Origin of the sequence: Streptomyces sp. NPDC048295 (assembly GCF_040652135.1) — a bacterium.
Lineage (GTDB): Bacteria > Actinomycetota > Actinomycetes > Streptomycetales > Streptomycetaceae > Streptomyces.
The window spans coordinates 62,566-73,654 of sequence record NZ_JBEZLL010000040.1 but is presented as its reverse complement, the minus strand read 5'-3'; the positions used below and the strand labels follow the sequence as shown (position 1 = coordinate 73,654).

General features: G+C 70.7%; 10 protein-coding genes and 1 riboswitch. Of the genes, 4 read left to right on the top strand and 6 right to left on the bottom strand.

The window, feature by feature from the left end; translation table 11 throughout:
- Positions 1-145: 145 nt before the first annotated feature.
- Positions 146-478, bottom strand: a complete 333-nt coding sequence (locus AB0D53_RS38090; RefSeq protein ID WP_329813670.1) for a hypothetical protein — start codon at positions 476-478, stop codon at positions 146-148.
- Between the two features lie 377 nt (positions 479-855).
- Here AB0D53_RS38090 and AB0D53_RS38085 point away from each other — a divergent pair, with 377 nt between their 5' ends.
- On the top strand, positions 856-2,133 hold the full coding sequence (locus AB0D53_RS38085; protein ID WP_362453953.1) for a cytochrome P450: 1,278 nt from the start codon (positions 856-858) through the stop codon (positions 2,131-2,133).
- A gap of 75 nt (positions 2,134-2,208) precedes the next feature.
- On the opposite strand, the gene AB0D53_RS38080 is transcribed toward AB0D53_RS38085, so the two are convergent.
- The 5 genes from AB0D53_RS38080 to gcvT all read right to left on the bottom strand — a co-directional run bounded on the left by AB0D53_RS38080 (position 2,209) and on the right by gcvT (position 8,177).
- Complete coding sequence (locus tag AB0D53_RS38080; RefSeq protein WP_362453946.1) at positions 2,209-3,711, bottom strand: SulP family inorganic anion transporter; 1,503 nt, start codon at positions 3,709-3,711, stop codon at positions 2,209-2,211.
- A gap of 79 nt (positions 3,712-3,790) precedes the next feature.
- On the bottom strand, positions 3,791-5,173 hold the full coding sequence (locus tag AB0D53_RS38075; protein WP_362453945.1) for an L-serine ammonia-lyase: 1,383 nt from the start codon (positions 5,171-5,173) through the stop codon (positions 3,791-3,793).
- A gap of 161 nt (positions 5,174-5,334) precedes the next feature.
- Positions 5,335-6,594, bottom strand: a complete 1,260-nt coding sequence (gene glyA, locus AB0D53_RS38070) for a serine hydroxymethyltransferase (protein ID WP_329813899.1) — start codon at positions 6,592-6,594, stop codon at positions 5,335-5,337.
- A gap of 20 nt (positions 6,595-6,614) precedes the next feature.
- Positions 6,615-6,992: a glycine cleavage system protein GcvH gene (gene gcvH / locus AB0D53_RS38065; RefSeq protein WP_362453944.1), complete on the bottom strand. Its 378-nt coding sequence runs from the start codon at positions 6,990-6,992 to the stop codon at positions 6,615-6,617.
- A 69-nt stretch (positions 6,993-7,061) separates the two neighbouring features.
- Positions 7,062-8,177, bottom strand: a complete 1,116-nt coding sequence (gene gcvT, locus AB0D53_RS38060) for a glycine cleavage system aminomethyltransferase GcvT (protein WP_362453943.1) — start codon at positions 8,175-8,177, stop codon at positions 7,062-7,064.
- Between the two features lie 140 nt (positions 8,178-8,317).
- Positions 8,318-8,415, bottom strand: a riboswitch (glycine riboswitch).
- A gap of 159 nt (positions 8,416-8,574) precedes the next feature.
- On the opposite strand from gcvT, the gene AB0D53_RS38055 reads away from it, so the two are divergent.
- The 3 genes from AB0D53_RS38055 to AB0D53_RS38045 all read left to right on the top strand — a co-directional run bounded on the left by AB0D53_RS38055 (position 8,575) and on the right by AB0D53_RS38045 (position 11,026).
- Positions 8,575-9,270, top strand: a complete 696-nt coding sequence (locus AB0D53_RS38055; protein ID WP_362453942.1) for an AAA family ATPase — start codon at positions 8,575-8,577, stop codon at positions 9,268-9,270.
- Between the two features lie 36 nt (positions 9,271-9,306).
- On the top strand, positions 9,307-10,077 hold the full coding sequence (locus AB0D53_RS38050; RefSeq protein WP_362453941.1) for an enhanced serine sensitivity protein SseB: 771 nt from the start codon (positions 9,307-9,309) through the stop codon (positions 10,075-10,077).
- Between the two features lie 169 nt (positions 10,078-10,246).
- A complete protein-coding gene (locus AB0D53_RS38045; protein ID WP_329813904.1) occupies positions 10,247-11,026 on the top strand; it encodes an enhanced serine sensitivity protein SseB C-terminal domain-containing protein in 780 nt (259 codons plus the stop codon).
- Positions 11,027-11,089 lie beyond the last annotated feature (63 nt).

Here is an 11,089-nt window from a genome sequence, read left to right as displayed (position 1 = left end):
GCCTTCACCTGGCCGTCCCGCGCGGCGATCACTTCCTCCAGCCGCGCGATCACCACCTGGATGTTGCCCTGCGCGTCCGAGGACGCACCCGTGTCATAAGCCCGACGGTCACTGTCACCAGCCATCAGAAACCAACCCCCGTTTGTTACCGGCCGCCGAAGCGCGCCGCATCGAAATTCGCCGCGGACATCTGCTGCCGCGCGTTGTCACCCTGCTCCTGGTCACCCGAACCGAACGCCTGCTCCATCCCCGACTGACCACCGAGAAGAGCCGAAAGCGAACCGTTCAACGCCGCCGTGATCTCGTCCGACCGCCCCTTGAACGAATCGAACGCCACACGCCCCGCACCGTGGAACTTCCCCTCCAACGGCGCCGCCGCCTGAACCAACTGACGGATCAACGTACCCAGATCATCACTCGACCCACGCGACTTCGACGACAGACTCGTCAGAACCTGCGCCCCCATGTCGAACTTCATACAGTCCCCCTGTCCAGCCCGAGCAAGCAAATGTACTGCCCATGCCTATCAACTCCCCGGGCACTGAGGCAATTGGGGCCTGTGGTGCTGTTGAGAGGCTGTGACAGAACCACCGGTACTCCGGCACGGGCAAGGAGAGCCGGACACGGAGCACCTGCCCCGGTGCGGTGTGCGCACGATCACAGGCCGCCGCTGTTCGGTCGCCGCCGGACGTATCCGGTCCCACCGGGGCGCCGGTTGCTCACGCTCTGAGACAGAATGCCGTTTGGCACAAGCCGTGTCGCCGCCGGCCACTATTCACACCGCGCCTGCTGCACAGCTGTTTCACGTCCGCACCGTGTGTGCGGACCGCGCGACGACTCATGGAGTGCAGATTGATTACGACGTTCCGCTCCCGTATCACCGCCCGGATCGGGCGTACCTATCTGTCCAGGATCCAGAAGTACGGGATCGGCTCCTCGACGGTCCGGCTGCTCCCCGACGACCTGCTGATGATGCTGCGCAGGGACGGGCTCGACCCGGTGGAGAAACTGGCCAGGACCCGGGCGAAGCAGCCGGTGCACAAGGTCTCGCTGCCCTTCGGCATGGACGCCTGGGTGGTCAGCGGCTACGAGGAGTCGAAGGCCGTCCTCGGCTCGGCCGACGGATTCAGCACCGACTTCGCCCACCTCGCGACGAACGCCGGAGTGGCCGCCGAGCAGAGCCCCGGCGGGCTCGGGTTCAACGATCCTCCCGTGCACACCCGGCTGCGCCGCATCCTGACCCCGGAGTTCACGATGCGCCGGCTGCGGCGCCTGACCCCCAGGATCGACGCCATCGTCGAGGAACGCCTCGACGCGATGGCGGCCGCCCGGGGCCCGGTCGACCTGGTGCAGGAGTTCGCGCTGCCGATCCCCTCCCTCACGATCTGTGAGCTGCTCGGGGTGCCGTACGAGGACCGGGACGACTTCCAGCAGCTCGCCATGGACCGCTTCGACCTCTTCGCGGGAACGACCGCGCCCTTCGGTGCGATGTCGGAGTCGCTGGAGTACTTCAGGGGCGTCGTCAGGGCGCAGCGCCGGAAGCCGGGCGACGGCCTGCTCGGCATGATCGTGCGGGAGCACGGCGACGACGTCGACGACGAGGAACTCGCGGGCCTCGCCGACGGTGTGCTCACCGGCGGGTTCGAGACGACCGCCAGCACGATCGCCCTCGGCTCCCTCGTACTGCTGCAGAACGCGGACGTCCTGGAGCGAATACGCGAGGACGACGCCATGACCGCCCCCTTCGTCGAGGAGGTGCTGCGCTACCTCTCGGCGGTGCAGATCGCCTTCCCCCGGTTCGCCCGCCGCGACATCGAGATAGGCGGCGTGGTCATCCCGCAGGGCGACATGGTGCTCTGCTCGCTGAGCGCCGCCAACCGCGATGCCGCGTACGTCACGGACGACGGACGCTTCGACCCGCACCGCACCCCGTCGGGCGGCCACCTCGCCTTCGGCCACGGCATCCACCGCTGCGTCGGCGCCGAACTGGCCCGCATGGAGCTGCGTACCGCCTACCCGGCCCTGGTCCGGCGGTTCCCCGGGATGCGGCTCGCCGTCCCGCCCCAGGACCTGGCCTTCCGCAAGCTGTCCATCGTCTACGGCATCGAGTCGTTGCCGGTGCACCTGCGCTGAGACGCCCGTGCCGGATCGCACCGGATCGCGCCGCGGGGCCGGGGTCTGTCCGGTCGGCGCCGTGGCGACCGGGGATCAGTGGCTGCCGGTGAGCCGGCCGCTGAGGGCCCCGTGGATCTCGGCGCTCGGCTCGTTCAGACCGGTGATCTCGACGGTCTTGCCGCGCTGTGCGTACTTGGCGGTGACGGTGTCCAGCGCGGCGACGGACGAGGCGTCCCAGATGTGGGCGGCGGAGAGGTCGATGAGGATCCGGTCGGGGTCGGCGGCGTAGTCGAAGCGGGTGACCAGGTCGTTGGCGGAGGCGAAGAAGAGTTCGCCGGTGACGGAGTAGACGACCCGGCCGCCCCCGGGGTCGGTGACCGCCGTGACGTCGGCCAGACGGGCGACCCGTCTGGCGAAGATGATCATGGCGACGACCGTGCCGGCGACGACGCCGACGGCCAGGTTGTGGGTGACGACCACACAGACCACGGTCAGAACCATGACGAGGGTCTCCCCGGCGGGCATCCGCCTCAGGGTCTTCGGCGCGACGGAGTGCCAGTCGAAGGCCGCGACGGACACCATCACCATGACGGCGACGAGGGCGGCCATGGGGATGCGGGAGACGACGGGCCCGAAGACGATGCACAGGACCATCAGGAAGACGCCCGCGAGGAAGGTCGACAGGCGGGTGCGGGCGCCCGACACCCGTACGTTGATCATCGTCTGGCCGATCACGGCGCAGCCGCCCATGCCGCCGAAGAAGCCGGTGACGATGTTGGCGATGCCCTGGCCGACGGACTCGCGGGTCCTGCCGGAGCGGGTGTCGGTGATGTCGTCGACCAGCTTGGCGGTCATCAGGGACTCCATCAGGCCCACCAGCGCCATGGCGAGCGCGTACGGCGCCACGGTCGTCAGCGTGTCCGTCGTGAACGGCACGTCGGGCAGTCCGGGCACCGGCAGCGCGGACGGCAGATCACCCCGGTCGCCCACGGTCGGGACGGCGATCCCGGCCGCGACGGTGACGGCGGTGAGGACGACGATGGAGACCAGCGGTGCCGGGACCGCCCGGGTCACCGCGGGGAAGAACACCATCAGCGCGATCCCGGCGGCGACCAGCGGGTAGACGGGCCAGGGCACGTCGTGCAGCTCGGGGACCTGGGCCATGAAGACCAGCAGCGCGAGCGAGTTGACGAAGCCGACCGTCACGCCGCGCGGCACGAACCGCAGCAGTTTCGCGACGCCCAGGGCGCCCAGGACGATCTGGAACACGCCGCCCAGGACGACCGCGGCGATCAGGTGGCCGAACCCGTGCTGGCGGTTGAGGGGCGCGAGCACCAGGGCGACCGCGCCGGTGGCGGCGGAGATCATCGCCGGGCGCCCGCCGACGACGGAGATGACCACCGCCATGGTGAACGAGGTGAACAGGCCGATCGCCGGATCGACTCCGACGATGACCGAGAACGAGATCGCCTCCGGGATCAGTGCCAGCCCGACCACGAGACCGGCCAGCGCCTCGGTGCGGAACACCTTCGGGGACAGCCAGGAGGGACGGAACCCGCGCGGCCGCGCGGCCGGGGAGAGTACGGAGGGGGACAAGAACGGGAAACCTGTCGTGCGGGAGGGAACGTGCGGTGGGACGGGGGCGGCCCGGGGCGCTCCCTCGGTGCCTGCTCGCTCAGCACTCGATGATGTTCACCGCGAGCCCGCCCCGCGCGGTCTCCTTGTACTTCACGCTCATGTCCGCGCCCGTCTCCTTCATGGTCTTGATGACCTTGTCGAGGGAGACCTTGTGGCTGCCGTCGCCGCGCAGCGCCATCTTCGCCGCCGTGACGGCCTTGACCGCGGCCATGCCGTTGCGCTCGATGCACGGGATCTGGACGAGACCGCCGACGGGGTCGCAGGTCAGGCCCAGGTTGTGCTCCATGCCGATCTCGGCGGCGTTCTCGACCTGCTCGGGGGTGCCGCCGAGGACCTCGGCGAGGGCGCCCGCGGCCATGGAGCAGGCGGAGCCGACCTCGCCCTGGCAGCCGACCTCGGCGCCGGAGATGGAGGCGTTCTCCTTGAAGAGCATGCCGATGGCCCCGGCCGCGAGGAGGAAGCGGACGACGCCGTCCTCCTTCTCCTCCTCGGTGGCCCCGCCGGCCGCGAAGTTCATGTAGTAGTGCAGCACCGCCGGGATGATGCCCGCGGCGCCGTTGGTGGGCGCGGTGACGACCCGGCCGCCCGCCGCGTTCTCCTCGTTGACCGCCATCGCGTAGAGGGTGATCCACTCCATCGCGTGGGCCTGCGGGTCGCCCTCGGCGCGCAGCTGGCGGGCGGTGGTCGCGGCGCGGCGGCGGACCTTGAGGCCGCCGGGCAGGATGCCCTCGCGGGACATGCCGCGCGAGACGCAGGCCTGCATGACCCGCCAGATGTCCAGCAGGCCCGAGCGGATCTCGTCCTCGGTGCGCCAGGCCCGCTCGTTCTCCAGCATCAGCGAGGAGATGGACAGGCCGGTGTCCCGGGAGAGCCGCAGCAGCTCGTCGCCGGTGCGGAAGGGGTGCTTCAGCACGGTGTCGTCGAGCACGATCCGGTCCTCGCCCACCGCGTCCTCGTCGACGACGAAGCCGCCGCCGACCGAGTAGTAGGTCTTCTCCAGGAGCAGGGCGCCCTCGCGGTCGAAGGCGAAGACCGTCATGCCGTTCGCGTGGTACGGGAGAGTTTTGCGCCGGTGCAGGATCAGCTGCTCGTCGGCGTCGAAGTCGATCTCGTGCATGCCGAGGAGGTTGATCCGGCCCGTGGCGCGGATCTGTTCCACCCGCTCGTCGGCGGACTCCACGTCGACGGTGCGCGGCGACTCGCCCTCCAGGCCGAGCAGGACGGCCTTGGGGGTGCCGTGGCCGTGGCCGGTCGCACCGAGCGAGCCGTACAGCTCGGCGCGTATCGAGGCGGTGTGGGCGATCAGGCCCTCGTTCTTCAGCCGGCGCGCGAACATACGGGCGGCGCGCATCGGGCCGACCGTATGGGAGCTGGACGGGCCGATGCCGATCGAGAACAGGTCGAAGACCGAGATGGCCACGGGTGACTCCTCAAGGGTTGGTAGACATCGTCGTCTGCCGGGTGGTGCGGTACGGGCCGGGCCGGGAGGCCCGAAGAGCGCGGGGCATGGGACGGGGCACCGCGCTCACTGTTCAGTGTGCGCGGTGCCCCGCCCCAACGTGTTGCCGGAATCTGTCCGGACTACTTCAGGCCGGGGTACAGCGGGAACTTCTCGGCCAGCGCGACGACGCGGGCCTTCAGGGCGTCCGCGTCGTAGGACGGCTTGAGCGCGGCGGCGATGATCTCCGCGACCTCGGTGAAGTCCTCGGTCCGGAAACCGCGGGTCGCCAGGGCGGGCGTACCGATGCGCAGACCGGAGGTGACCATCGGCGGACGCGGGTCGTTCGGGATGGCGTTCCGGTTGACCGTGATGCCCAGCTCGTGCAGCCGGTCCTCGGCCTGCTGGCCGTCCAGCTCGGAGTTGCGCAGGTCGACGAGGACCAGGTGGACGTCCGTACCGCCGGACAGCACGGAGACACCGACCTCGGTGACGTCCGGCTGGACCAGGCGCTCGGCGAGGATGCGGGCGCCGTCCAGGGTGCGCTGCTGGCGCTCCTTGAACTCCTCGGTCGCCGCGACCTTGAACGAGACCGCCTTGGCCGCGATCACGTGCTCCAGCGGGCCGCCCTGCTGGCCCGGGAAGACCGCGGAGTTGATCTTCTTGGCGAGCTCCTGCGTCGACAGGATGACGCCACCGCGCGGACCGCCGAGGGTCTTGTGCGTGGTGGTCGTGACGACATGGGCGTGCGGCACCGGGTTGGGGTGCAGGCCCGCGGCCACCAGGCCCGCGAAGTGCGCCATGTCGACCATCAGGTACGCGCCGACCTCGTCCGCGATGCGGCGGAAGGCGGCGAAGTCCAGCTGACGCGGGTACGCGGACCAGCCGGCGACGATCAGCTTCGGCTTGGACTCCTTGGCCAGACGCTCGACCTCGGCCATGTCCACGACGCCGGTCTCGTCGACGTGGTACGGGACCACGTTGTAGAGCTTGCCGGAGAAGTTGATCTTCATGCCGTGGGTCAGGTGACCGCCGTGGGCCAGGTTCAGGCCCATGATCGTGTCGCCCGGCTTGAGCAGCGCGAACATCGCGGCGGCGTTGGCCTGCGCACCGGAGTGCGGCTGGACGTTCGCGGCCTCGGCGCCGAACAGCGCCTTGATGCGGTCGATGGCGATCTGCTCGACGACGTCGACGTGCTCGCAGCCGCCGTAGTAGCGGCGGCCGGGGTAGCCCTCGGCGTACTTGTTGGTCAGGACGGAGCCCTGGGCCTCCATGACCGCGACCGGAGCGAAGTTCTCCGAGGCGATCATTTCGAGGGTGGACTGCTGGCGGTGGAGCTCGGCGTCGACAGCGGCGGCGACGTCCGGGTCCAGCTCATGGAGGGAGGAGTTGAGAAGCGACATCAGGTGGTCCCTTGGGGTCTTTAGTTGCCGGAGAACTCGGTGTACTCGTCGGCGGAGAGCAGGTCCACCGGCTCCTCCGCGACGCGTACCTTGAACAGCCAGCCGCCTTCGAAGGGAGCGGAGTTCACCAGCGACGGGTCGTCCACGACGTCCTGGTTCGCCTCGGTGATCTCGCCGGTCACCGGGGAGTACAGGTCGCTCACCGACTTGGTCGACTCCAGCTCGCCACAGGTCTCGCCCGCGGTCACCGTGTCACCGACCTCGGGGAGCTGGGCGTAGACGACGTCGCCGAGGGCGTTGGCCGCGTACTCGGTGATACCGATCGTGGCCACACCGTCCTCGACGGCCGACAGCCACTCGTGCTCCTTGCTGTAACGCAGCTGCTGGGGGTTGCTCATGACCTGAATTCTCCTGTACGCGGGGGAGTGCTGATGAACGGTGGTCTTACGGTGTGAGACGCGACTGCGTCACTTCTGGCGCTTGTAGAACGGCAGCGCCACGACCTCGTACGGCTCGTGGCTGCCCCGGATGTCCACTCCGACGCCCTCGGTACCGGGCGTGGCGTGCGCCGCGTCGACGTACGCCATGGCGATCGGCTTGCCCAGGGTGGGCGAGGGGGCGCCCGAGGTGACCTCGCCGATGACCTCGCCGGCGGCGACGACCGGGAAGCCGGCGCGCGGCACCCGGCGGCCCTCGGCGACGAGCCCGACCAGCTTGCGCGGCGGTGCGGTCTCGGCGCGCCCGGCGGCGGCCTCAAGGGCCTTGCGGCCGACGAAGTCGCCCTCCTTCTCGAACTTCACGACCCGGCCGAGACCGGCGTCGAACGGGGTCAGCGCCGTGGTCAGCTCGTGCCCGTACAGCGGCATGCCCGCCTCCAGGCGCAGCGTGTCGCGGCAGGAGAGCCCGCACGGGATCAGGCCGCGGGAGGCGCCCGCCTCGGTCAGCGCCTTCCAGAGCTGCTCGGCGTGGACGGGGGCGACGAACAGCTCGAAGCCGTCCTCGCCGGTGTAGCCGGTACGGGCGATCAGCGCGGGGACACCGGCGACGGTGCCGGGCAGACCGGCGTAGTACTTCAGGCCGTCCAGGTCGGCGTCGGTGACGGCGGCCAGGATCGCGGGGGACTCCGGGCCCTGGACGGCGAGCAGCGCGTACGCGTCGCGGTCGTCGCGCACCTCGGCGTCGAAGCCCTCGGCCCGCGCCGTCAGCGCGTCCAGCACGATCTGGGCGTTGCCGGCGTTGGCGACCACCATGTACTCGGTCTCGCCCAGCCGGTAGACGATCAGGTCGTCCAGGATGCCGCCGTCCTCGGCGCAGATCATCGTGTAGCGGGCGCGGCCCACGGCGACCGTGCCGATGTTGCCGACCAGCGCGAAGTTCAGGAAGGCCGCGGCCCCGGGACCGGTGACGGTGATCTCGCCCATGTGCGACAGGTCGAAGAGACCGGCCCGGGTGCGCACCGCGTTGTGCTCGTCGCGCTCGCTGGCGTACCGCAGGGGCATGTCCCAGCCCGCGAAGTCGGTCATGGTCGCGCCCAGCGAACGGTGTAGGGCATCGAGGGCGGTGAGGCGTGGGGCGGTGCTCATGGATATGACTCCCGGGGCATGACGACGAGGACGATCCCTCCCCATCTGTCATCGGAACCTGAGAGGTTCGCCGAGAGCCCCGGAGGGGTTCGGCTTGCACCTTGGGTGGAGCCGCGAAGCGGCCCGCTTTTCAGATCTGCCTCATCCACGCGGTACGGGGCCTGAGAGATTCAAGGGAGGAACTTGCTCCTTCGGCGCCCGGCACACGAAGTGACCGGAACTCTCCCGCGCGGATTCAAGCGGCCTTTATGCAGTTGGCCGGGTCATCATCGCACGCATCGCGCCGGAGTGGAGCCCCGGTCCCCCGTGGGAAATCAACGGCGTGGACGGTTGTGCCGCATTACCTTTTCTTTACACTTCAGGGGCATACGTGGGGTGAGCCGACAGGGGGAGGGCGATGACGTTGCAGCGGTACGCGACGACGGCAGGGGTCGCGCACGGCGCGATGCCCGCACAACCGGGGGTCCCGGCGCGGGAGGCGTCCGGCGTGCACGCGCCCGTGGTGCGGGATCTGCGGGAGCGGTCCGGGCGCAGCCCGAGCGGCCTGCGCTTCGCACCGGGCGACGTGGTGGTGGTCTCCGGGCTGCCCGGCAGCGGGAAGTCGACGCTCATCAGGCGGGCGGTGACGACGGCGCACGCCGTCGACTCCCAGGACACCCGTGACCGCTGGGCGCGGATCATGCCCCGCTTACTTCCGTACGCCCTCTACCGCCCGCTCGTCCGCGCCGCCCACTACTGGGGGCTGTGGCGGGTGCTGCGCTCCGGGGAGTCCGTCGTCGTCCACGACTGCGGGACGCAGGCGTGGGTCCGCGGCTGGCTGGCCCGTGACGCCCGGCGCCGGGGCCGGGTCCTGCATCTCGTCCTGCTCGACGTCACACCGCAGACCGCCAGGGAAGGCCAGCGCGAGCGCGGACGGGGCGTATCGGGATACGCCTTCGCCCGGCATCGCAGAGCCGTGGGCAGGCTGCTGCGGGCGGCCGAGACGGGCCTGCTGCCGCACGGCTGCGCTTCGGCGGTGCTCCTGGACCGGGAGGCGGCGGGACGGGTCGGCCGGATCGCCTTCACGGACCGCAGGCCCGGGGCCGGGCGTTAATCTTCTGCCGGAAAGCGTGGGCGACGAGGGGGAGCAGTGGACATCCCGGCACAGGTCCGGTCCCATCCGCAGGGCGGATGGCCGGCCAATGAGCTCGAAGAGGTACTGACGGCCTCGGTGGGCGTCCCGGAGGCGGGCGGACGGCTCGTCGAGGTGCTCGGACGCAGCCAGGTCTGGGTGCCCCTGCCCAACGGCGGCGGACCCGACTCGGCGGACCTGGACCTGCCGACGCTGGAGATCGAGGGCGCCGCGTACGTCCCCGTGTTCAGCTCCGAGCAGCAGTTCCTCGCCTGCGTCGGCACCCAGCTGTCCTTCACCGTCGCGCCCGCCCGTGACTTCGCCCGCGGCCTGCCCCCGCAGCTCGGCATCGCCGTGAACCCCGGCGGCGCGGTCGGGATGCCGCTGCCGCCCCCCGCCGTGGCCGAACTCTGCCGGGCCGGACGTACCCCGCTGGACGGCCCGGACGGCGGCGGCAGGGTCCGGCTGTACGAACCGGACTGGAAGGAGGAGCCCGTCGACTTCCTCGCCGCGGCGGCCGGCGAGTTCGAGGAGAGCGGTGTCGTGCTCTCCGCCCGGCGGGCGCTGGCCAGCATCGAGGGCGGCGACCCCGTCCTCTTCGTCGGCGTCGAGTTCTCCACCTGGGACGGCGCGGGGCGCAACGCCCCGATGGACGCCCTCGGCCGTGCCCTGGGACGGGCCGAGGTACCCTGGCCGGTCAACCTCGTCCTGCTCGATGTGGCACAGGACCCGGTCGGCGACTGGATGCGGGACAAGGTCCAGCCGTTCTACCAGCGGGCGGGCCGGTAGCCCCGGCGCTGCGCCCACCGGTGGGGAACACCGCTTCGCCCCATGGCGTCAAGTCGGTGTCAGGACCGGCGCATAAGCTGGTTTGATGGCTGGTGCCTCGGCATCATGCCGCACCCGTGTGCCCGGGAGCGGCCGGCCGACACAGTGGATCGAAGAGGGGCGGGACCAGGTGAGTGCGTCAGGCACCGCGGCGGCCGGGCAGGTCGAGCACATGCTGCGCCAAGTGACGCCCGGGCGCTACGACGCGTACGAGGCACTGCTGACGGCCCTCGCGAACGGCCGGATCTGGATGCTCCTCTGGCACGGCCAGGCTGGCTCGCCCGACGCCCAGTACGGGAACATGGAGGTCGACGGCCTCGGCTACGCCCCCTGTGTGACCTCCGCCCAGGAGCTCTCCGCCAGCGGCTGGAACCGCGCCCATGAACTGGTCGGCGGCCTGGACATCGCCCGCGCCCTCTTCCCCGACCGCTGGGGGATCTGGCTCAACCCGCACGCCCCGGGCGGCGGCGTGGGCATTCCCTGGCTGGATCTGCGCCGGATCGCCACCGGGCTAGACCGGATGCCCGCGGGCCCGCTCCGGCTCACCGAGCCGGCCATCGAGATCCCTCAGTTCTACGCCCTGCTCGCGCAGAACGCCCACCACACCCCCGCGATCCGCTCGCTGCGCCGCGCGTGGGTGCAGCCCGCGCTCGGGGTCCCCTACCTCGCCATCGGCCTCGACCTCTACGACACGAGCCCGCCCTCGGTGGACGCGGCGCGCGCGATGATGCAGCAGTCGATCTCCGCCGTCCCGGACGGGCTGCCCGTCTCCACCGTCGCCATGTCCGACGAGTACGACCCGGTCGCGATGTGGCTGCGCGCCAACGCCCGCCCGTTCTACGACCGCGAGGCGCACGCCCCGGTGGCCCCCGCCGCCGGCTACGGCTACCCGCCGCAGGGCACGTACTGACCCTTCCGGGCCTCCCGGCCCGGGGTCCGGAATGCGCGTTTACGTACCCGACTCCCGTAACGC